We start from the raw sequence: 25,075 nt of genomic DNA on the forward strand, positions 1-25,075 counted from the left end.
GTTCTCAATTAGTTTCCCTACCGCGCCGGGTTGTGCCTTAAAGCTGGCCATGCTGCGTTGCAGGCCTTGGAAAGGGAACAACCATTCCCAGCGGCCTACGCCTTGCCTGGCCAGCTTTAAGGCGACAACGCGGTGGGGAAACTAATTGAGAACGCCCCCTAGACAAAGAAAGTCGATTCGCTGTAGCCCAAAGACGGGTGAGCAGCCCGCACGGAGATTCGCCATGACTCAGATCGCCCGCATCAGCGACACCGGCAACGAACGCCGCCTGCAAGCCGAACGCCTGGTGGGTGCCGAGGCATTGCAGGAGGCCCAGGCCTTGCGCTTCAACGTGTTCAGCGGCGAATTCAACGCCAGGCTCAAGGGCGCTGAATTGGGTCTGGACATGGATGACTACGACGTTCACTGCGCCCACATCGGCGTACGTGACTTGAATACCGGACGTCTGGTGGCGACCACCCGTTTGCTCGACCACACCGCTGCCAGCAGCCTGGGCAGGTTTTACAGCGAAGAAGAATTCAGCCTGCACGGCCTGGTGCACCTGCAAGGCCCGATCCTGGAAATCGGTCGCACCTGCGTCGACCCGGCCTACCGTAACGGCGGTACCATCGCCGTGCTCTGGGGTGAACTGGCCGAAGTCCTGAACCAGGGCGGCTACAGCTACCTGATGGGATGCGCGAGCATTCCGATGCAGGATGGCGGCGTGCAGGCCCACGCGATCATGCAGCGTCTGCGCGAACGCTACCTGTGCACCGAACATCTGCGCGCCGAGCCGAAAAACCCGCTGCCAAGCCTGGACATCCCGTCGAACGTGATCGCCGAAATGCCACCGCTGCTCAAGGCCTACATGCGCCTGGGCGCGAAGATCTGCGGCGAGCCATGCTGGGACGAAGACTTCCAGGTCGCCGACGTGTTCATCCTGCTCAAGCGCGACGAGCTCTGCCCGCGTTACGCCAAACACTTCAAGGCGGCTGTGTAATGAGCCGGTTGCGGGTGTACGCGCGAATCGCGCGAGTGCTGTTGGTGGTGACACTGGGCTTGGGCATGGCCAGTGTGTTCGGGGTGTTCGAGCGCCTGGGCCCGGCCCATTCGATGGCACGTCGTCAGCGCTGGTCGCGGTTTTTCATGGCCCGTCTGAGCAACGCCCTGCCCTTTGACGTGACCGTCCATGGCGAGCTGCCGAAGACACCGATGCTCTGGGTCAGCAATCATGTATCCTGGACCGATATCCCGCTGCTGGGCATGCTCACGCCACTGTCGTTCCTGTCCAAGGCCGAAGTCCGCACCTGGCCAGTGGCCGGCTGGTTGGCGGCCAAGGCCGGCAGCCTGTTCATCCGCCGTGGCTCGGGTGACAGCCAGTTGATCCGCAAGCAGATGACCCGTCACCTGGAACAAGCCCATCCCTTGCTGATGTTCCCGGAAGGCACCACTACTGATGGCCGCTCGCTGCGTACCTTCCATGGTCGCCTGCTGTCCGCCGCCATCGATTCCGAAGTGGCGATGCAGCCGGTGGCGATTCGTTATGTGCGCGACGGTGAGCCTTGCGCGCTGGCGCCGTTCATTGGCGACGATGATCTGCTCTCGCACTTGATGCGTCTGTTCGCCAACGACCGTGGTGGCGTGGAGATTCATCTGCTCAAGCCAATCGCTTGCGAAGGACGGGAACGCGCGGCGCTGGCGTTCGAGGCGCAGCAGGCGGTGCAGAAGGCGTTGTTTGGTGAAATTGTCGAACCGCAACGAGCACCAATGCGCCCTGCAATTGCAGCGTAAACACATGCCCCCTGTAGGAGCGAGCCTGCTCGCGATAGCGGCTTAACATTCAACGATGATGCTGAAGGACAGACCGCAATCGCGAGCAGGCTCGCTCCTACAGGGGTTTTATGGTGTTGGATAGTTCCGGGCAAATGCCTGCAACTGCGGATAGAACAACCGAAAATCCTCGCTCAACGGTTCATACAACCGCCGCAACTCCTGCATCGCCGCCGCCAGTTCCTCCGGCCGGGTCAGGCGCCGCGAGATCCCGCGCAACACCTGCTCCAGTACCTCGAATTCCTGATACGAACCCAACCAGTCATTGGCCACCATGTGCGGCGCTATCTTCGCCAGCCGCTCCGGCAATTGCCGTTCGCTGGAAAGCACCAGGTAAACGTCCGAGATGAACAACGCCAGGGGCCGGTCGGCATACAGTGTCCAGTCCCGGGCCAGGCAATGGTCGAAAAACACGTCGAGCACGATCCCGGCGTAGCGACGACGGGTCAGGGAAAAACGCGACAACGCGACGTCCACCAGCGGATGGCGATCGGTGAACACGTCGATGCTGCGGTGCAGCTGGATGGCCCCCTCGATTTCCGGAGCGAACTGCCCTTGCAGCCGTCCCTTGACGAAATCGCCATACAGACTGCCGAGCAATTGACCTGGACGCTGACCACCGAGGTGAAGATGTGCGAGATAGTTCATGGGCGCAGCTTAGCACCGCCATCTTGTCTTGTTACACTCAACATATCGTTATAACTCGATATACCGAAATGCGAGCTGGTCAGAGCCAAATCATATTTGTATATCGCGAAATACCGATTTAAAGTTCGCCTCATCGCGATATAGCGTTTTAAACATCACGAGCCCACATCATGACCATGAATCTCGACGAAATAATAAAAGCCTTGGCGCACCCGGTACGGCGAGACATCCTGCACTGGCTCAAGGACCCGAGCGTCGAATTCCCCGACCAGTCCCACAGCAACGAGCACGGCGTTTGCGCCGGGCAGATCGATCAACGTTGCGGCCTGTCGCAGTCCACGGTGTCCGCACACCTGGCGACCCTGCAACGCGCCGGCCTGATCAGCAGCCGTAAAGTCGGCCAGTGGCACTTCTTCAAACGTAATGAGGAAACCATCCAGGAATTCCTCAAAACCTTCAGTAAAGAGCTCTGACCCTGTGGGGGCGTTCTCAATTGGTTTTCACACAGCGCCGGGACCCAACGTGGCGGCTGACCTCGGTGTGTCGATTCCCGGTGCCGGCTGGCTGGTGACCGGTTACGCCCTGGGCGTGGCCATCGGCGCACCATTCATGGCGCTGGCCACCGCCCGACTGCCGCGCAAGGCCGCCCTGGTGGCGTTGATGGGCATTTTCATTATTGGCAACCTGCTCTGCGCAGTGGCTAGCGACTACAACGTGCTGATGTTCGCCCGTGTGGTCACCGCCCTGTGTCATGGCGCCTTCTTCGGTATCGGTTCAGTGGTAGCCGCCGGCCTGGTGCCTGCGAACAAACGCGCTTCGGCCGTGGCCCTGATGTTCACCGGCCTGACCCTGGCCAACGTCCTCGGCGTACCGCTGGGCACCGCCCTCGGTCAGGCAGCCGGCTGGCGTTCGACCTTCTGGGCCGTGACCGTGATCGGTGTGATCGCACTGATCGGTCTGATCCGCTTCCTGCCGGCCAAGCGTGATGAAGAAAAACTCGACATGCGCGCCGAACTCGCCGCACTCAAGGGCGGCGGGATCTGGCTGTCCCTGAGCATGACCGCGCTGTTTGCCGCCTCGGTGTTCACCCTGTTCACCTACGTCGCGCCGCTGCTGGGCGAAGTCACCGGCGTCTCGCCCCGTGGCGTGACCTGGACCCTGATGCTCATCGGCCTGGGCCTGACGGTCGGCAACATCATCGGCGGCAAGCTGGCCGACAAAGGCATGGCCGCGACGCTGATCGGCGTGTTCATCACCATGGCCGTGGTGTCCACCGTGCTCACCTGGACCAGCGTCGCGCTGATCCCGACCGAAATCACCCTGTTCCTCTGGGCCACCGCGTGCTTCGCCGCCGTACCGGCGCTGCAAGTGAACGTGGTGACCTTCGGCAACGCCGCACCGAACCTGGTATCGACCCTGAACATCGGCGCTTTCAACATCGGCAACGCCTTGGGTGCCTGGGTCGGCGGCAGCGTGATCGCCCACGGCTTCGGCCTGACCAGCGTGCCGCTCGCGGCAGCCGCACTGGCGGTACTCGCCCTGCTGGTGACCCTGATTACTTTCCGTCAGAGCGGCAATCCCGATCTGGCCCCTGCTACCAACTGATCAACCATTACCTCACGAGGGTTACACTAAATGACGACTATTTTCGATCCGATCAAACTGGGCGACCTCGAGTTGGCCAACCGCATCATCATGGCGCCACTGACCCGCTGCCGCGCCGACGAAGGTCGCGTGCCCAATGCGTTGATGGCCGAGTACTACGTGCAACGTGCCTCCGCCGGGCTGATCCTCAGCGAAGCCACTTCGGTGACGCCGATGGGCGTCGGCTACCCGGACACCCCGGGCATCTGGTCCAACGATCAGGTACGTGGCTGGTCCAACGTGACCAAGGCAATCCACGGTGCCGGCGGCAAGATCTTCCTGCAGTTGTGGCACGTGGGTCGCATTTCCCACGGTTTGTACCTGAACGGTGAAGCCCCGGTCGCCCCGAGCGCCATCCAGCCAAAGGGCCACGTCAACCTGGTTCGTCCGTTGGCCGACTTCCCTGTCCCGCGCGCCCTGGAAACCGCTGAAATCGCCGACATCGTCGACGCTTACCGCGTCGGTGCCGAGAACGCCAAGGCCGCCGGCTTCGATGGTGTGGAAATCCATGCCGCCAACGGTTACCTGCTCGACCAGTTCCTGCAAAGCAGCACCAACCAGCGCACCGACAACTACGGCGGCTCCCTGGAAAACCGTGCCCGCCTGCTGCTGGAAGTGACTGACGCCGCCATCGAAATCTGGGGTGCCGGCCGCGTGGGTGTGCACCTGTCGCCACGCGCCGACTTGCATGACATGGGCGACGACAACCTGGCCGAAACCTTCACCTACGTCGCTCGCGAACTGGGCAAGCGTGGCATCGCCTTCATCTGCTCGCGCGAGAAAGAAGGTGCCGACAGCCTCGGCCCTCAACTCAAGGAAGCGTTCGGCGGCCCATACATTGCCAACGAGCGTTTCACCAAGGACAGCGCCAACGCGTTGCTTGCCACTGGCAAGGCCGATGCCGTCGCCTTCGGCGTACCTTTCATTGCCAACCCGGACCTGCCAGCGCGTTTGCAGGCTGACGCGCCGCTGAACGACGCGCGTCCGGAACTGTTCTACGCCAAGGGCCCGGCCGGTTACATCGACTACCCGACGCTGTAATCAGCAACCGTGGAAATACAAAAGCCCCGATTCGAAAGAGCCGGGGCTTTTTGTTGAGTATCGAGCCCGAGCCTTCGGCAGCTCCTACAGGGACCGTGCAATGAAGGGGCCTCATAAAGGCGACACAAATTCCCTACAAAATACTGAGCTTGCTACCTGTTATCCCGCCAAGGGTACGTATATAAAAGCACCCCATTACGGCACATCGAATGACAAAAAAGGCCCTCGGTTGACACACGCGGACCCAATTACGAATTTTGTTTCATTTGCGCAGGCTGGGGCTCAAGCGCAGCATATCCAGCCCGGTATCGACCCAACGCTCGGCTTCGGTGTGCAATTCAAAACTGTCGGGGGCCAGCAGCCACTGGTACAGGATGCCATCAATATAAGCATGCAAGCTGATCGCGGCGCGGGCGGTGTCGAGGTTTTCCGGCAACTGGCCACGATTCACTGCATTACTCAGGGCCAGGCCGATCCGCACATTGCATTCGAGGCTGGCTGATACCCGTTGTTGGCGCAGGTCGCACATTTCATCGGTGAATTCGCACTTATGATAAAGAATCTCATTGATGCGGCGGGTTTTCGGGTCCAGCGCAATTTGATGAAACAAATGAATCAACAGTTTGCGCATGCAGCCCAGGGGATCGAGTTCGTCTTCGCTCTCGCTGGCCTTGGCCATTTCTTCCAACGGCTCATGCAAAGTGTCGAGCATGGCCTGCACCAGATCCGCCTTGTTGCTGAAATGCCAGTAAATGGCCCCGCGAGTGACGCCGGCCAAGGTCGCGATGTCCGCCAGGGTCGTGCGCGCCACGCCCCGCTCGAAAAAGGCCTTTTCGGCCGCCTCGAGAATTTGTGCGCGGGTTTCCTGAGCTTCCTCTTTGGTACGACGGACCATGGCAGTACAACCTCAATCAGGGTGCTTCAGCGATGTCTGAATATCAGCTGAATAAAAGTGGGGCGAACGTTCTGGGGGTTCGTCCCCGGCCTACAATTCCAACCTTTCAACGGCTTGTGTAACGGCTTGAGTAACGACGTTGATACGCAGCCTGGGTATTTACAAACAGCCATGTACGTAAGTATATTCATTAGCAAGCTACTTATCCACTCTGCAAACATTTTTCAACCTTCCACCTTTCTAGTGCGCTCCTTGCGCGCCTGACCCGAGGATTTTCATGCAATTCAAGCCAGCTGTTACCGCTCTGGTCGCCGCCGTCGCCTTGGCATCGCTACTCAGCGGATGCAAAAAGGAAGAGGCAGCACCGGCCGCCCCACCGCCTCAGGTCGGCGTCGTGACTCTGCAACCGCAAGCTTTCACCCTGACATCCGATCTGCCCGGCCGTACCAGTGCGTTCCGCATTGCCGAAGTCCGTCCTCAGGTCAACGGCATCATTCTCAAGCGCCTGTTCAAGGAAGGCAGTGACGTCAAGGCCGGCCAGCAGCTCTATCAGATCGATCCATCGGTCTATGAAGCAACGCTCGCCAGCGCCGAAGCCAACCTGCGTTCGACCAAATCGATTTCCGACCGCTACAAGCAACTGGTCGACGAGCAAGCCGTAAGCCGTCAGGAGTACGACACCGCCGTGGCCAACCGCCTGCAATCGGAAGCCGCGTTGCAATCTGCCCAGATCAACGTGCGCTACACCAAGGTCTATGCCCCGTTGACCGGCCGTATCGGCCGCTCCTCGGTGACTGAAGGCGCGCTGGTCAGCAATGCCCAGGTCGACGCGATGGCGGTGATTCAGCAAATCGACCCGATCTACGTCGACGTGACGCAGTCCTCGGTCGAGTTGTTGCAACTGCGCCGTGAGCTGGAAAGCGGTCGCTTGCAAAAGGCTGGCGATAACGCGGCATCGGTCAAGCTGACCCTCGAAGACGGCAGCGAGTACAAGCTGGACGGCAAGCTGGAATTCTCCGAAATTTCGGTTGACCAGACCACCGGTTCCGTCACCCTGCGCGCGATTTTCCCGAACCCTGATCACACCCTTCTGCCTGGCATGTTCGTGCACGCCAAGTTGCTGGCCGGTGTGAACAGCGCAGCGATCCTGGCCCCGCAGCAAGGCGTGACCCGCGACCTCAAGGGTACCCCGACCGCACTGGTTGTCGGCCCGGACAACAAGGTCGAACTGCGTCACCTCAAGGCCAACCGCACCGTCGGTAACCAATGGCTGATCGAAGACGGCCTGAAGGCCGGCGATCGACTGATCACCGAAGGTCTGCAATTCGTCAAACCCGGCATCGAAGTCAAGGCCAGTGAAGCGACCAACGTAGCCGCAAAGAACCCGGCCCCCGCCCAGGCAGCTAATACAGCTTCTGGCGGTAAAGGGGAGTAAACCATGTCGAAATTTTTTATCGACCGTCCGATTTTCGCCTGGGTAATTGCCCTGGTGATCATGTTGGTCGGGGCTCTATCGATCCTCAAACTGCCGATCAACCAATACCCGAGCATTGCGCCGCCAGCGATCGCCATTTCCGTTGCCTATCCGGGTGCTTCGGCACAGACCGTACAGGACACCGTGGTGCAGGTGATCGAACAACAGCTCAATGGTATCGACCACCTGCGTTATGTCTCGTCGGAAAGTAACTCCGACGGCACCATGACCATTACCGCGACCTTCGAGCAAGGCACCAACTCCGATACCGCGCAGGTTCAGGTCCAGAACAAGCTGAACCTGGCTACCCCACTGCTGCCGCAAGAAGTGCAGCAGCAAGGTATCCGCGTCACCAAGGCGGTGAAGAACTTCCTGTTGGTGATCGGCGTGGTGTCGCGTGACGGCAGCATGACCAAGGACGACCTGTCCAACTACATCGTGTCGAACATGCAGGACCCGATCTCGCGGACCGCCGGTGTCGGTGACTTCCAGGTGTTCGGTTCCCAGTACGCCATGCGGATTTGGCTCGATCCGGCCAAGTTGAACAAATTCAACCTGACCCCTATCGACGCCAAGACCGCCATCGCTGCGCAGAACGTCCAGGTGTCGTCCGGCCAGCTCGGCGGCCTGCCGGCCCTGCCCGGCACCCAGTTGAACGCGACGATCATCGGCAAGACCCGTCTGCAGACCGCGGAGCAATTCGACAAGATCCTGCTCAAGGTCAACAAGGACGGTTCCCAGGTTCGCCTCAAAGATGTCGCCGAAGTCGGTTTGGGGGGTGAGAACTACAGCATTAACGCCCAGTTCAACGGTGCCCCGGCATCCGGCCTGGCGGTGAAACTGGCTACCGGTGCCAACGCTCTCGATACGGCCAAAGCCCTGCGCGCGACCATCGACAACCTCAAGCCGTTCTTCCCGCAAGGGATGGAAGTGGTGTTCCCGTATGACACTACTCCGGTGGTGACCGAATCGATCAAAGGCGTGGTTCACACCCTGGTCGAAGCGGTCGCACTGGTGTTCCTGGTGATGTTCCTGTTCCTGCAGAACTTCCGTGCCACCATCATCACCACGATGACCGTGCCGGTGGTATTGCTCGGTACGTTCGGGATCCTCGCGGCAGCCGGTTTCAGCATCAACACCCTGACCATGTTCGGTATGGTGCTGGCCATCGGCTTGCTGGTGGACGACGCCATCGTCGTGGTGGAAAACGTCGAACGGGTGATGAGCGAAGAAGGCCTGTCACCCAAGGAAGCCACCAAGAAATCCATGGGCCAGATCCAGGGCGCACTGGTGGGTATTGCCCTGGTGCTGTCGGCGGTGCTGCTGCCGATGGCGTTCTTCAGCGGCTCCACCGGTGTGATCTACAAGCAGTTCTCGATCACCATCGTCTCGGCCATGGCCCTGTCGGTACTGGTTGCACTGATCTTCACCCCGGCGCTCTGCGCGACCATGCTCAAGCCGATTCCGAAAGGCGAGCACGGCACCCCGAAACGCGGTTTCTTCGGCTGGTTCAACCGCAACTTCGACCGCGGCGTCAGGAGCTACGAGCGTGGCGTGGGCAATATGCTCGCGCAAAAGGCCCCGTACCTGCTGGCCTACCTGATCATCGTCGTCGGCATGATCTGGCTGTTCACCCGTATTCCAACGGCGTTCCTGCCGGAAGAAGACCAGGGCGTACTGTTTGCCCAGGTGCAGACCCCGGCCGGTTCCAGTGCCCAGCGCACCCAGGTGGTCGTGGACGAGATGCGGGAATTCCTGCTGCGTCCGGGCAAGGATGGCGGTGAAGGCGATGCGGTGAACTCGGTGTTTACCGTGACCGGCTTCAACTTCGCCGGCCGTGGCCAGAGTTCGGGCATGGCGTTCATCATGCTCCGGCCGTGGGACGAGCGTAACGCCGACAACAACGTGTTCAAGGTAGCGGCCCGTGCCCAACAGCACTTCTTCACCTTCCGTGACGCCATGGTGTTCGCCTTCGCGCCACCGGCGGTACTGGAGTTGGGTAACGCCACCGGTTTCGACGTGTTCCTGCAGGACCGCGCCGGCATCGGCCACGACAAACTGATGGCTGCACGTAACCAGTTCCTCGGCATGGCCGCGCAAAGCAAGATTCTGACTCAGGTGCGTCCGAACGGCCTGAACGACGAACCGCAATACCAACTGGAAATCGATGACGAGAAGGCCAGTGCCCTGGGCATTACCATCGCCGATATCAACAACACTCTGTCGATTGCCCTGGGCAGTAGCTACGTCAACGACTTCATCGACCGCGGTCGCGTGAAGAAGGTTTACGTGCAAGGCCAGCCAGGCGCTCGAATGAACCCTGAAGACCTGCAGAAGTGGTACGTGCGCAATAGCAGCGGCACCATGGTTCCGTTCTCGGCGTTCGCCAGGGGCGAGTGGATTTACGGTTCGCCGAAACTGGCCCGCTACAACGGCGTGGAAGCGATGGAAGTCCTCGGAGCCCCGGCGCCTGGCTATTCCACCGGTGAAGCCATGGCCGAAGTCGAAGCCATCGCGCAGAAGCTACCGGCGGGTGTCGGTATTTCCTGGACCGGTCTGTCGTACGAAGAACGTCTGTCCGGTTCGCAAGCACCCGCGCTGTACGCCCTGTCGCTGCTGATGGTGTTCTTGTGTCTGGCGGCGTTGTATGAGAGCTGGTCGATTCCGATCGCGGTGATGTTGGTGGTGCCGCTGGGGATCATCGGTGCATTGATGGCCACCAGCCTGCGCGGTTTGTCCAACGACGTGTACTTCCAGGTAGGTCTGTTGACGACCATTGGTCTGGCGGCGAAAAACGCCATTCTGATTGTCGAATTTGCCAAGGAACTGCACGAACAAGGGCGTAGCCTGCGCGATGCGGCAATTGAAGCCAGTCGCATGCGTCTGCGACCGATCATCATGACCTCGCTCGCCTTCGTTCTGGGTGTGGTACCACTGGCGATATCCACCGGCGCGGGTTCCGGTAGCCAGCATGCAATCGGCACCGGTGTGATCGGCGGTATGATCACGGCCACTGTGCTGGCGATTTTCTGGGTCCCGTTGTTCTTCGTCACCGTGTCGTCCATAGGCCAGCGCAAAATCGCCGACCAGGATGACGCCACTGAAACTCCTCAAGAGGCTGGCTAATGAGCAAGTCGCTACTCTCCCTGGCAGTCGCCGCCTTCGTGCTCGGTGGCTGCTCGCTGATACCTGATTATCAGCAGCCCGAAGCGCCGGTGGCGGGCCAATACCCGCAGGGCCCGGCGTACTCGCCGGCCCAGGCACCGGCGCAAGCGGCTGCCGAGCAAGGCTGGAAGCAATTTTTCCATGACCCGGCGCTGCAACAGCTGATCCAGGTGGCCCTGGAAAACAACCGTGACCTGCGTGTCGCGGCCCTGAACATCGACGCGTTTGCGGCCCAGTACCGCATTTCCCGTGCCGATCTGTTCCCGGCCGTTTCGGCCAACGGCACCGGCAGCCGCCAGCGGGTTCCGGAAAACTCCTCGCAAACAGGTCAGTCGGGCATCGTCAGTTCCTACTCGGCCACGGTCGGGGTCAGCGCCTATGAACTCGACCTGTTCGGTCGGGTTCGCAGCCTGAACGAAGAGGCGCTGCAGAAGTACTTCGCCACCGAAGAAGGCCGCCGCAGCACGCAAATCAGCCTGGTGGCCAGTGTCGCCAATGCCTACCTGACCTGGCAGGCCGACAAGGAACTGTACAAGCTGACCCAGGACACCCTCGCCGCATTCGAGGAGAGCTACAAGCTCACCGCCCGCAGCAACGAAGTCGGGGTCGCCTCGGCCCTGGACCTGGCGCAGTCGCGCACCTCGGTGGAAAACGCCCGTGCGCAACTGGCCAAGTACACCCGTCAGGTCGCCCAGGACGAGAACATCCTGGTGCTGCTGCTCGGCACCGGTATCCCGGCCAACCTGCAAGCGGCCAAACCGCTTGACGACGACCTGCTGAGCGACGTTCCGCCCGGCCTGCCGTCGGACCTGCTGCATCGTCGTCCGGACATCCTTCAGGCCGAGTACAACCTGAAGGCCGCCAACGCCAACATCGGCGCGGCGCGGGCTGCGTTCTTCCCGAGCATCAGCCTCACGGCCAATGCCGGCACTCTGAGCCCGGACCTGTCCGGCCTGTTCAAGGGCGGTTCGGGCACGTGGCTGTTCCAGCCGCAGATCAACCTGCCGATCTTCAACGCCGGCTCCCTGAGCGCCAGCCTGGATTACTCGAAAATCCAGAAAGACATTGGCGTGGCGAACTACGAGAAGTCCATTCAAACGGCCTTCCAGGAAGTTGCCGACGGCCTGGCCGCCCGCCAGACCTACGTCCAGCAGTTGCAGGCACAGAAAGATTTCGTCAGTGCCAACCAGCAATACTACCGCCTGGCCGAGCGTCGTTACCGCATCGGTGTCGACAGCAACCTGACCTTCCTCGATGCCCAGCGTCAGCTGTTCAGTGCGCAACAGGTGTTGATCACCGACCGTCTGGCGCAGTTGGTCAGCCAGGTCAATCTGTACAAGGCACTGGGTGGTGGCTGGAACGAACAGACGGCGAAGAACGAGCCGTTGAAAGAAGAAGCGCCGAAGATGAAGTATTTCTGATAGCGCTGTGAAAACAAGGGGCCCACCGATTGGTGGGCTTTTTGTTGGCTAAAATCAAAAGATCGCAGCCTTCGGCAGCTCCTACGCGGAAATTCGCGTTCCCTTGTAGGAGCTGCCGAAGGCTGCGATCTTTTGCCGTTCGATAATCGCCCAAAAACCGCCTTTAGCAATTGAACCATCCAGTACATTTCCCACACCATCCGAACCACAAAACCAATAACAACAGGTTCGACACCATGTCCCCGCGCCCTGCCCTCTCCGGCTGATCCGCTTCGTTTGTACTGATTTCGAAAATTCGTCTGCAACCCCGGGTTGCGGCATCACCCCGTTTCATCCCCAAGAATTAGAGAGACCCGAGTCCATGACGCCTTCCACCGCGCAGTATTTCGTTCCCAGCCTGATTGCCATTGCCCTGGCCAGCGCGGCCCTGCCCGCCAACGCCGAAGAGTCGGGCTTCGTCGATGGGGCCAAGGTCAACCTGAACCTGCGCAACTTCTACATCAACCGCAACTTCACCAACCCGACCAAGGCCCAGGGCAAGGCTGAAGAGTGGACGCAAAGTTTCATCCTCGACGCCAAATCCGGGTTCACCCAGGGCACCGTCGGGTTCGGCATGGATGTGCTCGGTTTGTATTCGGTGAAGCTTGATGGCGGCAAAGGCACCGGCGGCACGCAACTGCTGCCGCTGGATCACGACGGTCGCCCGGCGGACAATTTCGGCCGCACCAACGTGGCGTTCAAGGCAAAGCTGTCGCAAACCGAAGTGAAAGTTGGGGAATGGATGCCGGTGCTGCCAATCCTGCGTTCGGACGACGGTCGCTCGTTGCCGCAAACCTTCCGTGGCGGCCAGATCACGTCGAAGGAAATCAATGGCCTGACGCTCTACGGCGGCCAGTTCCGCCAGAACAGCCCGCGCGACGACAGCAGCATGAGCGACATGTCGATGACCGGCAAAGCCGCGTTCAACTCTGACCGTTTCAACTTCGAGGGCGGCGAGTACGTATTCAACGACAAGCGCACCCAGATCGGTCTGTGGAATGCCGAGCTCAAGGACATCTACAGCCAGCAATTCATCAACCTGACCCACAACCAACCGATCGGCGACTGGACCCTGGGCGCCAACCTGGGTTTCTTCTACGGCAAGGATGACGGCAGCGCCCTGGCTGGCGAGCTGGACAACAAAACAATGTATGGCTTGTTTTCGGCCAAGCACGGCGGCAACACCTTCTACGTCGGCCTGCAAAAACTCACCGGCGACAATGCCTGGATGCGGGTCAATGGCACCAGCGGCGGCACACTGGCCAACGACAGCTACAACTCCAGCTACGACAATGCCCAGGAACGCTCCTGGCAGGTACGCCACGACTACAACTTCGCCGCCCTCGGCGTACCGGGTTTGACCCTGATGAACCGCTATATCAGCGGCGACAATGTGCACACCGGCAGCATCACCGATGGCAAGGAATGGGGGCGTGAAAGTGAACTGGGCTACACCGTGCAGAGCGGTGCGCTGAAAGACCTGAACCTGAAATGGCGCAACTCGACCATGCGCCGGGATTACAGCAATAACGAGTTCGATGAGAACCGCCTGATCATCAGCTATCCGATCAGCCTGTTGTAACCCTCACCACCGCCATCGCGAGCAGGCTCGCTCCTACATTAGACGCGTCCGCCATGACAACACGGTCAACTGTAGGAGCGAGCCTGCTCGCGATGGCGTCAGCTCAGGCAACAAAAATCGCCGGGATCACTCCCGCGACTCAACCCCCAACTCATCCCACACCGACTCGGCCAAATGGAACGTCGCATTGGCCGCCGGGATCCCGCAGTAGATGGCGCTCTGCATGATCACTTCCTTGATCTCGCCACGACTCACGCCGTTGTTGGCGGCAGCGCGCAGGTGCAGTTTCAATTCTTCGTTGCGATTCATGCCGATCAGCATGGCGATGGTGATCAGGCTGCGGGTGTGGCGCGGCAGGCCAGGGCGGGTCCAGATGTCGCCCCAGGCGTGACGGGTGATCATCTCCTGAAACTCCGAGTTGAACTCGGTCAAGGCATTCAGGCTGCGGTCGACGTGGGCATCGCCCAAGACCGCGCGACGGACCTTCAGGCCCTCGTCATAACGTTGTTTCTCGTCCACGGAAATCCCCTCAATCAGCCGACAGAAACGCCAGCACACGCTCGCTGAACGCATTGCCTGCCTGGACGTTGGATAAGTGCGCCGCATAGAACTCGGCGTACTCGGCCCCGCGCACATGCTCCTGGATGAAATGCCCACCGGACGGTGGCGTCACCGCATCTTCGCTTCCGGCAACCACCAACAGCGGCGCCTTGATCGCAGACAACTGATCGCGGAAATCGGCATCGCGCACCGCAGCGCAATTGGCTGCATAGCCTTCGGGCGAAGTGGCCGCGAGCATGTCGGTGATTTGCTTGGCTGCCGCCGGGTTGGCGGCGGAGAAGTCCGGGGTGAACCAGCGGGCAATCGACGCATCGCGCAGGGCAACCATAGCCGCCTGACGATCACGCAGCACCATTTCGATACGTGGGTTCCACACTGACGGATCGCCGATTTTCGCTGCTGTGTTGCACACGATCAGCTTGTTCAGGCGTTCGCCGGCATTGATCCCCAGCCACTGGCCAATCAACCCACCCATGGACAGACCGCAGAAATGCGCGCGTTCGATGTGCAAGGCATCCAGCAAGGCAAGCACGTCGTGACCCAGTTGCTCGATGCTGTAAGGCCCCGGCGTCACCAATGACTGGCCATGACCACGGGTGTCGAAACGCAACACGCGAAAATGCCCGGAGAACGCCGGGATTTGCGCGTCCCACATGTGCAGGTCGGTGCCCAACGAATTGGACAACACCAGTACCGGCGCATCGACCGGTCCATCGAGTTGGTAATGCAGTTCGCCCTCGGCGAGTTGTACAAAAGCCACAGCAAGTCTCCTTCAGGCAGTCAATGCAGAATGTTCAGCCACCGCGCGCTCGACCCAGGTTTTGGCCTGACCGAGGTAATGGGCGGGGTCCAGCAGATGATCGAGTTCAGCCACCGACAGTTCGGCGGTCACTTGCGGTTCGTCGCCGAGGACCGCACGCAGGTGACGTTGTTCGGCCACGGCGCGTTTGCAGCATTGCTCCAAGAGATGATGCGCAGTGTCGCGCCCTACCCGTTGCGCGAGGACGATGCTCACCGCTTCGGCAAGCACCAGGCCCTGGGTCAAATCGAGGTTGCGCGCCATGCGCTCGGCATCCACTTCCAGTCCTTTGGCGATCAACAGCGCTTGCTGCAGGCTGCCCGACACCAGGCAGCAAATCTCCGGCAGGGTTTCCCACTCGGCATGCCACAGGCCGAGGCTGCGTTCGTGTTCCTGGGGCATGGCGCTGAACAGCGTCGAGAGCAGACCGGGTACACGCGTTGCCGCACCGATCAGCACCGCCGCGCCCACCGGATTGCGCTTGTGCGGCATGGTCGAAGAACCGCCCTTGCCCGGCGCCGAAGGTTCGAACACTTCGCCAGCCTCGGTTTGCATCAACAGGCTGATATCGCGCCCGAGTTTGCCGAGACTGCCGGCGATCAGGCCGAGTACTGCAGCGAATTCAACCACGCGATCGCGCTGGGTGTGCCACGGCTGTTCGGGCAAGGCCAGTTGCAGTTCTTCGGCCAGCGCCTGGGCAATTGGCATGGCCAGGTCGCCAAGGGCCGCAAGGGTTCCGGACGCACCGCCGAATTGCAGCACCAGCAGGCGCGGCTTGAGTTCGGCCAAGCGCTGGCGACTGCGCGTCACTGCCCCCAGCCAACCGGCGATTTTCATGCCGAGGGTGACAGGCGTTGCGTGTTGCAACCAGGTGCGCCCGGCCAATGGCGTCGCTGTATAACGTTGGGCCTGCGTCGCAAGGGTTTGGCCCAGTTGCGCCAGATCGCTTTCGATCAGCGCCAGTGCGCGGCGCAGTTGCAGCACCAGGCCGCTGTCCATCACGTCCTGGCTGGTCGCGCCCAGATGCACATATCGCTCGGCTTCGGCATCGGTGGCCGCGATCTGTTTGCCCAGCGCCTTGACCAACGGAATGGCCGAGTTACCCGCCGTGGCAATCGCCTCGCCCAACGCCGCGAAGTCATAAAGCCCTGCGCGGCAAGCCGCTTCAATCGGCGCGACAGCACTCGACGGAATCAACCCTACCTGCGCTTCGGCCCGGGCCAGTGCCGCTTCGAAATCGAGCATGGCCTGGACCCGGCCCTGATCGCAGAACACCTCACGCATATCGCGGGCAGTGAAATAGGCATCGAACAATTGATTGCCCGGTCGCTGATTCATAAACAGTTCCTGGAGGCGCGGGCCTTTGCGACCCGCGCGTGAAGATCAAAGGTCTTGCTGCAGATACTTCGCCTGTTTCGGCAGGCGCAGGCTGAACAGGAATGCCACCGCCATCATCACCGTGACGTACCAGTAGAAGGAGTTTTCCATACCCACGGCCTTGAGGCTCAAGGCCACATACTCCGCCGAACCACCGAAGATCGCATTCGCCACCGCATACGCCAGGCCGACACCCAGGGCACGTACTTCCGGCGGGAACATCTCGGCTTTTACCAGACCGCTGATCGAGGTGTAGAAACTGACGATCACCAGCGCCAGGGTAATCAACACAAAGGCCAGGAACGGACTGCTGACACTTTTCAGGCTCAACAGGATCGGTACGGTGAACAGCGTGCCGAGGGCGCCGAACCAGAGCATCGAGTTACGCCGGCCGATCTTGTCGGCGAGCATGCCGAAAACCGGTTGCATGCACATATAAAGGAACAGCGCGCCGGTCATGATGTAGCTGGCGGTCTTGGCCGGCATGCCGGCGGTGTTCACCAGGTACTTCTGCATGTACGTGGTGAAGGTGTAGAAAATCAGCGAGCCACCGGCGGTGTAACCGAGCACGGTGATGAACGCGGCTTTATGGTCGCGAAACAACGCGCGGATACTGCCGGCGTCCTTGTTTTCGCGCATTTCCTTGCTGGAAGTTTCTTTAAGCGAACGACGCAAATACAGCGAAACCAACGCCGCCATGGCACCGACCACAAAGGGAATCCGCCAGCCGTAGGCACGCAGGTCATCCTCGGTGAGGAACTGTTGCAGGATCACCACCAGCGACACCGCGAGCAACTGGCCGCCAATCAGGGTCACGTACTGGAACGAGGCGAAGAAACCGCGCTGGCCCTTGAGCGCCACTTCACTCATGTAGGTCGCGGTAGTGCCGTACTCACCGCCCACCGACAAACCTTGCAGCAAACGGGCGAACAGCAACATCACCGGCGCCCAGACCCCGATACTGTTGTAGGTCGGCAAACAGGCGATAAGCAACGAGCCGAAGCACATCATCAGAATCGAGATCAGCATCGAGTTCTTGCGCCCGTGCTTGTCCGCCAACCGCCCGAAAATCCAGCCACCAATAGGCCGCATCAGGAACCCGGCGGCAAACACGCCAGCCGTGTTGACCAACTGCACCGTGGGGTTGTCGGACGGGAAAAAGGCCGGCGCGAAATAGATCGCACAGAAGGCGTAGACATAGAAGTCGAACCATTCGACCAGGTTGCCGGACGAAGCACCGACAATGGCGAAAATCCGCTTGTTGCGTTCTTCGCCCGTATAAAGAGCTATAGGAGCCGTGGGTGTTGTCATTGTTTTTTTCACTCAATGGGGACAGTGAGAGTCTAGACACACTTTGCAACAACCCCGTTCCGCAGATGGATCAGCAATACGCAACCCCTGTAGGAGCGAGCCTGCTCGCGATAGCAGTGTGTCAGACGACATCGACGGTGAATGTACCGACGCCATCGCGAGCAGGCTCGCTCCTACAGGTGAACAGTGCTCACTCAATAATCGAAAAACACCGTCTCGGCATCGGTACCCTGCAGAATCACGTTCCACTGGTACACGCCCGACGCATCCTGCTTCGCCATCAGCGTATTGCGACGCTCGGCCGGCACGCACTCCAGCAACGGATCACTCACGTTGGCCGCCTCGCCATCAAAGTAAATCCGCGTCAGCAAGTGCTTCACCAGGCCACGGGCAAACACCAGCACCACCAAGTGCGGCGCCTGGGTCGTGCCTTTGAGCCCCTCAACCGTGCCCGGCTTGATGGTAGTGAAGCGAAAACGCCCTTCGGCATCCACCGGTACCCGGCCAAAACCTTCGAAGTTCGGGTCCAGGGGTTTGTCCTGGTCATCTTCCGGGTGATCGTACTTGCCGGCGGCGTTGGCCTGCCAGACTTCCAGCATTGCGTCGTTGACGACATCACCGTTGCCATCGACCACTTGCCCGGTGATCGCCACGCGCTCGCCCAGGGTTTGTTCGACAGTCAGGTTTTCGCGGTTCAGCCAGGTCAGGCCGATGTGGTAGTACGGCCCGACGGTGTGGGACGTGGTCGCAGTCAGCGTCATCTTATTTCTCCATCGGCGTGGCATCGCGGCCGCGCAATACGATGTCCCAGCGATAACCGAGGGCATAGGAAGGGATGGTTTTTTCCAGATCGAACGTGGCGATCAAGCGCTCTTTGGCGCCGGTATCGGGCACGCAGTTGTAGATCGGGTCGTACGCCAGCAACGGGTCGCCCGGGAAATACATCTGCGTCACCAGGCGCGTCAGAATGCTCGGCCCGAACAGCGAGAAATGGATGTGCGCCGGGCGCCAGGCGTTGTGGTGGTTACCCCATGGATAGGCGCCGGGCTTGATGGTCTGGAACTGATACCAGCCATCGGCGTCGGTCACGGTGCGGCCCGTGCCGGTGAAATTCGGGTCCAGCGGTGCGTCATGCAGGTCGCGGGCATGGGCGTAGCGACCGGCGGCGTTGGCCTGCCAGATCTCCACCAGAATCCCCGGCACCGGCAGACCGTTTTCATCCAGTACACGACCGTGGATGATGATGCGCTCACCCTGTGGCTGCCCCTCATGCTGGGCGGTCAGGTCGTTGTCCTTCTCGTTGACGCGCTCGGCGCCGACGCTCGGACCGGTGATTTCCGACAACGAATGCGGCAGAAACACCAACGGCCTGGACGGCGAGCGCAGGTTGGTGGATTGATAGGTCGGGTGCAGGTATTCCGGCTGAGTGCCCGCCTGCGGGCGACGGTAACCAGGCTTGTCAGTCATGAAGCATTCCTCAGTTCTTATAAGTCTTCAGAGCGCGTCAGACGCGCTCGATCGCCAGGGCCAGACCTTGACCGACACCGACACACATGGTCGCCAGACCTTTCTTGCCACCGGTTTTTTCCAGCTGATGCAACGCGGTCAACACCAGTCGCGCACCGCTCATGCCCAACGGATGACCCAAGGCAATCGCGCCACCATTGGGATTGACCTGGGCCGCATCGTCCGCGATCCCCAGTTCACGCAGCACCGCCAAACCCTGGCTGGCGAAGGCTTCGTTGAGTTCGATCACGTCGAAATCGCTGACAGCCACACCGAGGCGTTCGGTCAGTTTGCGCACCGCAGGCACCGGGCCAATGCCCATCACCCGCGGCGCAACACCGGCGCTGRCCATGCCCAGCACTTTGGCGCGGGCCGTCAGGCCGTGTTTCTTCACGGCTTCGGCCGAGGCCAGGATCAATACTGCCGCGCCATCGTTCACTCCGGAGGCGTTGCCGGCGGTGACGGTTTTGTCGGGGCCGTTGACCGGTTTGAGTTTGGTCAGGGCTTCCAGGGTGGTGTCGGCGCGAGGATGCTCGTCCTGGCTGACCACGGTTTCACCCTTCTTGTGGGCAATGCGCACTTCAACAATTTCTTCGGCGAAGAACCCGGCGGCTTGCGCGGCGGCTGTGCGTTGTTGACTGCGCAGGGCGAACGCGTCCTGATCGGCGCGGGACACCTTGTAATCGTCGGCCACGTTGTCAGCGGTCTGCGGCATCGCATCCACACCGTACTGGGCTTTCATCAACGGGTTGATAAAACGCCAGCCAATGGTGGTGTCTTCCAGTTTCATGTTGCGCGAGAACGCGGCATCAGCTTTGCCCATCACGAACGGCGCACGGGACATCGACTCGACGCCACCGGCAATCGCCAGCTCCATCTCGCCGCTGGCGATAGCGCGGAACGCGGTACCGATGGCATCCATGCCCGAAGCACAGAGGCGATTGAGGGTCACGCCCGGAATGGTTTCCGGCAGCCCGGCCAGCAACAGCGCCATACGCGCGACGTTGCGGTTGTCTTCACCGGCCTGGTTGGCGCAGCCGAGGAATACCTCGTCCACGGCGTTCCAGTCCACCGACGGGTTGCGCTCCATCAAGGCTTTGATCGGCACGGCAGCCAGGTCGTCGGCACGCACCGTCGACAGGCCGCCGCCGAAACGGCCGATGGGGGTACGAATCGCGTCGCAGATATAAACGTCACGCATCACGCTTCTCCGGGTGCTTGGCCGTGGGCGGCAGCAGTGCGGGCTTCGAGATCACGCAATGCGGTCAGCTCGACCTCTGTTGGCTCAGCGGTTTGCTCAACGTTGTCGGCAAAACGTATCGCCCAACCGGTGGCTGCGACCACTTGCTCGCGGGTCACGCCGGGGTGCAGTGCGGTGACCACGAATTCGTGGGTACCCTCCTCCGGTTCCATGATGCACAGGTCGGTGATGATCCCCACCGGACCGGCGCCTGGCAGGCCAAGACGCTTGCGCGAATCGCCACCCTCACCGTGACCGACCGAAGTAATGAAATCGAGTTTGTCGACAAAGGAGCGCGACGACTGCTTGAGGATGATCAACACGCTCTTGGCCGAACCGGCAATTTCCGGCGCGCCACCGGCACCTGGCAGGCGCACTTTCGGTGCGTGGTAATCGCCGACCACGGTGGTGTTGATGTTGCCGAAACGGTCGACCTGCGCCGCACCAAGGAAGCCGACGTCGATACGCCCGCCTTGCAGCCAGTAGCGGAAAATCTCGCCGGTCGGGACCACGGTGTCGGCGGTTTCCGCCAGTTCACCGTCGCCGATCGACAACGGCAGTACGCTCGGCTTGGCACCGATCGGACCCGATTCGTAGATCAGAACGACATCAGGCGAGGACGTCAGGCGCGCCAGGTTGGCCGCTTTCGACGGCAGGCCGATGCCGACGAAGCACACCGAACCGTTCTTCAAGCGGCGAGCGGCGGCGACGGTCATCATTTCATTGGTGGTGTAAGTCATTACTTCGCCTCCGAAGCGGCGGCCAGTTTGGCCTGGAACTCGCTGAAGTCAGCGCTGCCGTGGATGTATTCGTTGATCCACGCGGTGAAGGTTTCACGGTCGCGGGCAATCGGGTCCCAGGCCTGGTAGAAACGGTTGTCGCGCTCGTTGTAGCCGTGGGCATAGGACGGGTGCGCGCCGCCTGGCACGTGGCAAACAGCGCTCAAGGCCCAGGTTGGCAGTACACAGGAATTCATCGGTGCATTGAGGTCGTCGACGATTTCCTCAACGGTGACGATGCAGCGTTTGGCGGCCAGTGCAGCTTCTTTCTGCACGCCGAGGATGCCCCAGAGCAGCACGTTGCCCTTGCGGTCGGCTTTCTGCGCGTGAATCACGGTAATGTCCGGGCGCACCGAAGGCACGGCGGCCAACACTTCGCCAGTGAACGGGCAAGTGACGGATTTGATCAGCGGGTTGACCTTCGGCAAGTCGGAACCGGCGTAGGCACGCAGCACCGCGAACGGCAGGCCGGAAGCACCGGCGACGTAGGCATTGGCCAGGTCGGCGTGGCTGTGTTCTTCGATTTCCAGCGCGTGGGGCCACTGCTTCTCCACTGCGTCACGCAGGCGATGCAGGGAGCCGACACCCGGGTTGCCGCCCCAGGAGAAAATCAGCTTGCGGGCACAACCGGCACCGATCAACTGGTCGTAGATCAGGTCAGGGGTCATCCGCACCAGGGTCAGGTCTTTCTTGCCCTGGCGAATGATTTCGTGACCCGCCGCCGTCGGGATCAGGTGAGTAAAGCCTTCGAGCGCGACCGTATCGCCGTCGTTTACGAATTGCTTCACCGCGTCGTGCAGCGAAAGGATTTCAGCCATTGGGGCAGGCTCCCGTTTATTGTTAACCGACAGTGGAAGAAGGCGCCGATGCGCAGCGCCGGAATGACTGAAGATTAAGCCCGTGCAAAACGCCAAACAATCCGATAATCGACTAAGCGTTCGATTATCGAACATATTGTTGTCTGGCTATCTTTATAGGCTGCCCCAAAAGATCGCAGCCTGCGGCAGCTCCTACAGATTTACACATTCCCCTGTAGGAGCTGCCGCAAGCTGCGATCTTTTACTGTTACACCACTATTTCAAACCAGGATCAGGTCGCATCCGCATGACTGACCATGCCCTTGATCACCACTGCCGTGGTCGCCAGCGCCGCCGGAATCACCAGCGCTGTCAGCACTTGCTCGAAATTCCAGCCCAGCCCCAACAGCGTTGCACCCATCCACGCCCCGAGGATGGCGCCAAAGCGGCCGATCCCGAGCATCCACGACACCCCGGTGGCCCGCCCCTGAGTCGGATAAAACCGTGCGGCCAGCGACGGCATTGCCGATTGCGCGCCGTTGACACACATCCCGGCCACCAGCACCAGGGTCGCCAGGATTGTGATGTTGCCCAGGCTCTGCCCTACCGCGTAGGCAAACACCCCGGCCAGCAGGTAGAAAGTGCCGATGACCTTGTGCGGATTGAACCGGTCCATTGCCCAGCCCACGCCTACTGCACTCAGCACGCCACCAAACTGGAACAGCGCGCCGATGAAGGCGGCTTGCTCCATGCTCGCGCCACTGTCACGCATCAGCGTCGGCAGCCAGCTGGTCAGCAGGTAAACGATCACCAGGCCCATGAAGTAGGTCAGCCACAGCAGCAAGGTGCCGACGCTGTAGGTGCCGGAGAAGATCACCGCGAACACATTGCGCGCCTTCACGGTTTTCTGTTCCGGCACGCTGAAACTGGACGCCTGGGCCACCACCGTCGGATCAATCGGCGCCAGTGCCTTGCGCACTTTGTCCGTACCGCGATTGCGTACCACCAGGTAACGCGCCGACTCCGGCAGCCAGAGCAGCAAAACGACGGAGAGGATCAGCGGCAAAATCCCGCCGATCAGCAGCAGGCTGTGCCAGCCAAAGGCCGGAATCAGCTTGGCCGAGATAAATCCGCCACCGGCCATGCCCAGGTTGAAACCGCAGAACATACTGGTTACCAGCAGGGATTTTTTGCGCTCCGGGGTGTACTCCGACAGCAGGGTCGTGGCATTCGGCATGCCGGCGCCCAGACCCAGACCAGTCAGGAAGCGCAACACCAGCAACTGATCGACATTGCTGCTGTAGGCCGAGGCCAGGCTGAAGGCACCGAACAACAGCACCGCACCGACCAGTACGACTTTTCGTCCGAAGCGGTCAGCCAACGGGCCCGAGCCCAGTGCGCCGAAGACCATGCCGATCAGCGCCGCACTCATCACCGGGCCTAGGCTGGCGCGGTCGATACCCCAGTCCTGGGACAGGGCCGGGGCGATGAAACCCATGGCCGCAGTGTCGAGGCCATCGAGGAAGACAATCAGGAAACACAGGATCACCACGCGCCACTGGTAGCGCGAAATGGGTTGGGCATTGATGAAGGACTGCACGTCGAGGCAGTTACCTACAGCAGACTGAGGCTGGTTCATTATTTTTATTCCACGGATCGCAGTCGAACGGTGTCAGCAGATGCTGACGAAGCCGCGACAGTAATGATCCGGAGGAAACAGCGTCAATTCGATAAACGCAACTCTGTGCGTTTATCGAACAGCTTAGGCAAACAGCTGGGCGCTGAGGTCGCGGCTGGCACTCAGCAGGCCAGGCAGAAATCGCTGTTCCAGCTCATTGCGGCTGACTCGCCCGGCGTGAGTGCTGACGTTGAGGGCCGCAACCACCTGGCCGGAGGCGTCATATACAGGAACGGCAATTGAACGCAGCCCTTGCTCAAGTTCCTGGTCAACGATGCACCAGCCTTGCTGTCGCACCTCTTGCAGGCATTCGAGCAATGCCTCGGGGGTGTGAATCGTACGGCTGGTCTTGGCTTGCAATTCGGCGTGATCGAGGTATTCGCCCAGCGACGTGTCATCCAGCGCGGCCAGCAGAATCCGCCCCATCGACGTGCAATAGGCCGGCAAGCGCCCGCCCACCGACAGGTCCACCGAAATCAGGCGCTGGGTGGTTGCGGAGCGGGCGATGTACAAAATGTCATCACCTTCCAGCGTGGCCATGTTGCAGGCCTCGTGCAGTTGCTCGCTCATGCGGTCCAGGTAAGGCTGGGCGGACACCGCCAGCGGCGTCGATGACACATAGGCATGGCCGAGGGTCAGCACTTTGGGTAGCAACGAATAGGTGCGGCCGTCGGTGGTGGCGTAGCCGAGTTTGATCAGGGTGTGCAGGCAACGGCGCACGGCGGCGCGGGGAATTTCCGTTCGGTGACTGATCTGGGCGATGGTCAGGTGTCGTTTGCGCTCCTGGAACGCTTGCACCACGGCCAGGCCACGGGCCAGGGACGTCATGAAGTCCGGGTCGCCGGTCAGTGCCTGGATCCGCTTGGCCGGTGAAGCAACGATGGGGGGAGCCACTGAAGTGAAGGAATTGCGCATTTGATCGTTCATACAAGGTCCTTTTACCCACTCGGATCAGCGACTATTACAAAGGGCTACCGCCTGGCACTCAAGCCCGGCCTGCCATCTTCGGGCGATTATCGAACGCTCGACCGATAATCGCAATCCACCGGATCAATCACCCGATTCGCTGGTGTCCGGTTTTTCGCTGACTCACGAACCGCTGTTTACATCGACTCGACACAGGACTTAATGGGGCAATCTAAATACCGTAACTTGTTCGAACTTAATGGCGTCAGGCAGGCATCGCTGCAATGTGGTACCCGTCGGCGTTCCAGTTAATCGTAAAGTTTCTAGCAACAAAACGGTCACACCGGGATCCGCTTTTAACTCGTTGGAGATAGTGTTCTTCAAATCGGCCGCTATAATACAA

General features: G+C 60.7%; 21 protein-coding genes and 1 pseudogene. 9 read left to right on the forward strand and 13 right to left on the reverse strand.

The window, feature by feature from the left end; translation table 11 throughout:
• The first annotated feature begins 223 nt into the window (after nucleotides 1-223).
• Both olsB and AC1DWG_RS12165 read left to right on the forward strand, forming a co-directional pair.
• Nucleotides 224-979 (forward strand): L-ornithine N(alpha)-acyltransferase, encoded by a 756-nt coding sequence (gene olsB / locus AC1DWG_RS12160; protein WP_477755429.1) that lies wholly within the window; start codon nucleotides 224-226, stop codon nucleotides 977-979.
• Entirely contained in the window at nucleotides 979-1,770 is a 792-nt protein-coding gene (locus AC1DWG_RS12165) for a lysophospholipid acyltransferase family protein (RefSeq protein WP_477765078.1), read from the forward strand. The genes olsB and AC1DWG_RS12165 overlap by 1 nt, the downstream gene beginning before the upstream one ends.
• A 108-nt stretch (nucleotides 1,771-1,878) precedes the next feature.
• On the opposite strand, the gene AC1DWG_RS12170 is transcribed toward AC1DWG_RS12165, so the two are convergent.
• Nucleotides 1,879-2,457, reverse strand: a complete 579-nt coding sequence (locus AC1DWG_RS12170) for an acyl carrier protein phosphodiesterase (protein ID WP_477787849.1) — start codon at nucleotides 2,455-2,457, stop codon at nucleotides 1,879-1,881.
• Nucleotides 2,458-2,627: 170 nt separating this feature from the next.
• On the opposite strand from AC1DWG_RS12170, the gene AC1DWG_RS12175 reads away from it, so the two are divergent.
• From AC1DWG_RS12175 to AC1DWG_RS12185, 3 genes and pseudogenes are all read left to right on the forward strand, one after another.
• Nucleotides 2,628-2,930, forward strand: a complete 303-nt coding sequence (locus AC1DWG_RS12175; protein ID WP_477765076.1) for an ArsR/SmtB family transcription factor — start codon at nucleotides 2,628-2,630, stop codon at nucleotides 2,928-2,930.
• A gap of 43 nt (nucleotides 2,931-2,973) precedes the next feature.
• A pseudogene (locus tag AC1DWG_RS12180) lies at nucleotides 2,974-4,062 on the forward strand (MFS transporter); the annotation flags it as partial.
• Between the two features lie 30 nt (nucleotides 4,063-4,092).
• On the forward strand, nucleotides 4,093-5,142 hold the full coding sequence (locus AC1DWG_RS12185) for an alkene reductase (protein ID WP_477787850.1): 1,050 nt from the start codon (nucleotides 4,093-4,095) through the stop codon (nucleotides 5,140-5,142).
• A gap of 262 nt (nucleotides 5,143-5,404) precedes the next feature.
• Here the strand turns inward: AC1DWG_RS12185 and emhR are convergent, their stop codons facing one another.
• Nucleotides 5,405-6,037 carry an efflux system transcriptional repressor EmhR gene (gene emhR / locus AC1DWG_RS12190; RefSeq protein ID WP_477765073.1) on the reverse strand — a complete coding sequence of 211 codons (633 nt, stop codon included), beginning with the start codon at nucleotides 6,035-6,037 and terminating at the stop codon, nucleotides 5,405-5,407.
• Between the two features lie 277 nt (nucleotides 6,038-6,314).
• Here emhR and AC1DWG_RS12195 point away from each other — a divergent pair, with 277 nt between their 5' ends.
• From AC1DWG_RS12195 to AC1DWG_RS12210, 4 genes are all read left to right on the forward strand, one after another.
• A complete protein-coding gene (locus AC1DWG_RS12195; RefSeq protein ID WP_477765072.1) occupies nucleotides 6,315-7,472 on the forward strand; it encodes an efflux RND transporter periplasmic adaptor subunit in 1,158 nt (385 codons plus the stop codon).
• Nucleotides 7,473-7,475: 3 nt separating this feature from the next.
• Nucleotides 7,476-10,637, forward strand: coding sequence for an efflux RND transporter permease subunit EmhB (gene emhB / locus AC1DWG_RS12200; protein ID WP_477765071.1), 3,162 nt, complete (start codon nucleotides 7,476-7,478; stop codon nucleotides 10,635-10,637).
• Nucleotides 10,637-12,097 carry an efflux RND transporter outer membrane subunit EmhC gene (emhC, locus tag AC1DWG_RS12205; protein ID WP_477755438.1) on the forward strand — a complete coding sequence of 487 codons (1,461 nt, stop codon included), beginning with the start codon at nucleotides 10,637-10,639 and terminating at the stop codon, nucleotides 12,095-12,097. The genes emhB and emhC overlap by 1 nt, the downstream gene beginning before the upstream one ends.
• Before the next feature lie 361 nt (nucleotides 12,098-12,458).
• Nucleotides 12,459-13,718 (forward strand): OprD family porin, encoded by a 1,260-nt coding sequence (locus AC1DWG_RS12210; RefSeq protein ID WP_477763837.1) that lies wholly within the window; start codon nucleotides 12,459-12,461, stop codon nucleotides 13,716-13,718.
• A gap of 126 nt (nucleotides 13,719-13,844) precedes the next feature.
• On the opposite strand, the gene pcaC is transcribed toward AC1DWG_RS12210, so the two are convergent.
• The 11 genes from pcaC to pcaR all read right to left on the reverse strand — a co-directional run bounded on the left by pcaC (nucleotide 13,845) and on the right by pcaR (nucleotide 24,693).
• Nucleotides 13,845-14,237, reverse strand: a complete 393-nt coding sequence (gene pcaC / locus AC1DWG_RS12215) for a 4-carboxymuconolactone decarboxylase (protein WP_007986313.1) — start codon at nucleotides 14,235-14,237, stop codon at nucleotides 13,845-13,847.
• A 10-nt stretch (nucleotides 14,238-14,247) separates the two neighbouring features.
• Nucleotides 14,248-15,039, reverse strand: coding sequence for a 3-oxoadipate enol-lactonase (gene pcaD, locus AC1DWG_RS12220; RefSeq protein ID WP_477755561.1), 792 nt, complete (start codon nucleotides 15,037-15,039; stop codon nucleotides 14,248-14,250).
• A gap of 12 nt (nucleotides 15,040-15,051) precedes the next feature.
• Complete coding sequence (locus tag AC1DWG_RS12225) at nucleotides 15,052-16,416, reverse strand: 3-carboxy-cis,cis-muconate cycloisomerase (RefSeq protein WP_477763838.1); 1,365 nt, start codon at nucleotides 16,414-16,416, stop codon at nucleotides 15,052-15,054.
• Between the two features lie 45 nt (nucleotides 16,417-16,461).
• On the reverse strand, nucleotides 16,462-17,766 hold the full coding sequence (locus AC1DWG_RS12230) for an MFS family transporter (protein WP_477763839.1): 1,305 nt from the start codon (nucleotides 17,764-17,766) through the stop codon (nucleotides 16,462-16,464).
• 194 nt (nucleotides 17,767-17,960) lie between these two features.
• On the reverse strand, nucleotides 17,961-18,527 hold the full coding sequence (gene pcaG, locus AC1DWG_RS12235) for a protocatechuate 3,4-dioxygenase subunit alpha (protein WP_477763840.1): 567 nt from the start codon (nucleotides 18,525-18,527) through the stop codon (nucleotides 17,961-17,963).
• Nucleotide 18,528: 1 nt separating this feature from the next.
• Nucleotides 18,529-19,233, reverse strand: a complete 705-nt coding sequence (pcaH, locus tag AC1DWG_RS12240; RefSeq protein WP_477755557.1) for a protocatechuate 3,4-dioxygenase subunit beta — start codon at nucleotides 19,231-19,233, stop codon at nucleotides 18,529-18,531.
• Nucleotides 19,234-19,270: 37 nt separating this feature from the next.
• Nucleotides 19,271-20,476 (reverse strand): 3-oxoadipyl-CoA thiolase, encoded by a 1,206-nt coding sequence (gene pcaF, locus AC1DWG_RS12245; RefSeq protein WP_477787851.1) that lies wholly within the window; start codon nucleotides 20,474-20,476, stop codon nucleotides 19,271-19,273.
• Nucleotides 20,473-21,252: a CoA-transferase subunit beta gene (locus AC1DWG_RS12250; RefSeq protein WP_095945398.1), complete on the reverse strand. Its 780-nt coding sequence runs from the start codon at nucleotides 21,250-21,252 to the stop codon at nucleotides 20,473-20,475. Before AC1DWG_RS12250 ends, pcaF begins: the two co-directional genes overlap by 4 nt.
• Nucleotides 21,252-22,109 carry a CoA transferase subunit A gene (locus AC1DWG_RS12255; protein ID WP_008054173.1) on the reverse strand — a complete coding sequence of 286 codons (858 nt, stop codon included), beginning with the start codon at nucleotides 22,107-22,109 and terminating at the stop codon, nucleotides 21,252-21,254. Before AC1DWG_RS12255 ends, AC1DWG_RS12250 begins: the two co-directional genes overlap by 1 nt.
• A 271-nt stretch (nucleotides 22,110-22,380) precedes the next feature.
• The gene (gene pcaK, locus AC1DWG_RS12260) at nucleotides 22,381-23,727 is read right to left on the reverse strand and encodes a 4-hydroxybenzoate transporter PcaK (RefSeq protein WP_477763842.1); all 1,347 of its coding nucleotides are present in this window, start codon (nucleotides 23,725-23,727) and stop codon (nucleotides 22,381-22,383) included.
• A 123-nt stretch (nucleotides 23,728-23,850) separates the two neighbouring features.
• Nucleotides 23,851-24,693 carry a pca regulon transcriptional regulator PcaR gene (gene pcaR, locus AC1DWG_RS12265; protein ID WP_223550841.1) on the reverse strand — a complete coding sequence of 281 codons (843 nt, stop codon included), beginning with the start codon at nucleotides 24,691-24,693 and terminating at the stop codon, nucleotides 23,851-23,853.
• Nucleotides 24,694-25,075 lie beyond the last annotated feature (382 nt).

It is taken from the genome of Pseudomonas sp. P4_B3 (genome assembly GCF_056402295.1).

Bases quoted from the DNA above. Each gene is read 5' to 3' on its own strand.
- AC1DWG_RS12165 (WP_477765078.1), top strand. From the start codon at position 979: ATGAGCCGGTTGCGGGTGTACGCGCGAATCGCGCGAGTGCTGTTGGTG.
- AC1DWG_RS12170 (WP_477787849.1), bottom strand. From the start codon at position 2,457: ATGAACTATCTCGCACATCTTCACCTCGGTGGTCAGCGTCCAGGTCAA.
- pcaK (WP_477763842.1), bottom strand. From the start codon at position 23,727: ATGAACCAGCCTCAGTCTGCTGTAGGTAACTGCCTCGACGTGCAGTCC.
- AC1DWG_RS12185 (WP_477787850.1), top strand. From the start codon at position 4,093: ATGACGACTATTTTCGATCCGATCAAACTGGGCGACCTCGAGTTGGCC.
- AC1DWG_RS12195 (WP_477765072.1), top strand. From the start codon at position 6,315: ATGCAATTCAAGCCAGCTGTTACCGCTCTGGTCGCCGCCGTCGCCTTG.
- AC1DWG_RS12175 (WP_477765076.1), top strand. From the start codon at position 2,628: ATGACCATGAATCTCGACGAAATAATAAAAGCCTTGGCGCACCCGGTA.
- pcaR (WP_223550841.1), bottom strand. From the start codon at position 24,693: ATGAACGATCAAATGCGCAATTCCTTCACTTCAGTGGCTCCCCCCATC.
- emhC (WP_477755438.1), top strand. From the start codon at position 10,637: ATGAGCAAGTCGCTACTCTCCCTGGCAGTCGCCGCCTTCGTGCTCGGT.
- emhR (WP_477765073.1), bottom strand. From the start codon at position 6,037: ATGGTCCGTCGTACCAAAGAGGAAGCTCAGGAAACCCGCGCACAAATT.
- AC1DWG_RS12255 (WP_008054173.1), bottom strand. From the start codon at position 22,109: ATGGCTGAAATCCTTTCGCTGCACGACGCGGTGAAGCAATTCGTAAAC.
- emhB (WP_477765071.1), top strand. From the start codon at position 7,476: ATGTCGAAATTTTTTATCGACCGTCCGATTTTCGCCTGGGTAATTGCC.
- AC1DWG_RS12225 (WP_477763838.1), bottom strand. From the start codon at position 16,416: ATGAATCAGCGACCGGGCAATCAATTGTTCGATGCCTATTTCACTGCC.
- pcaG (WP_477763840.1), bottom strand. From the start codon at position 18,527: ATGACGCTGACTGCGACCACGTCCCACACCGTCGGGCCGTACTACCAC.
- olsB (WP_477755429.1), top strand. From the start codon at position 224: ATGACTCAGATCGCCCGCATCAGCGACACCGGCAACGAACGCCGCCTG.
- AC1DWG_RS12210 (WP_477763837.1), top strand. From the start codon at position 12,459: ATGACGCCTTCCACCGCGCAGTATTTCGTTCCCAGCCTGATTGCCATT.
- AC1DWG_RS12250 (WP_095945398.1), bottom strand. From the start codon at position 21,252: ATGACTTACACCACCAATGAAATGATGACCGTCGCCGCCGCTCGCCGC.
- AC1DWG_RS12230 (WP_477763839.1), bottom strand. From the start codon at position 17,766: ATGACAACACCCACGGCTCCTATAGCTCTTTATACGGGCGAAGAACGC.
- pcaH (WP_477755557.1), bottom strand. From the start codon at position 19,233: ATGACTGACAAGCCTGGTTACCGTCGCCCGCAGGCGGGCACTCAGCCG.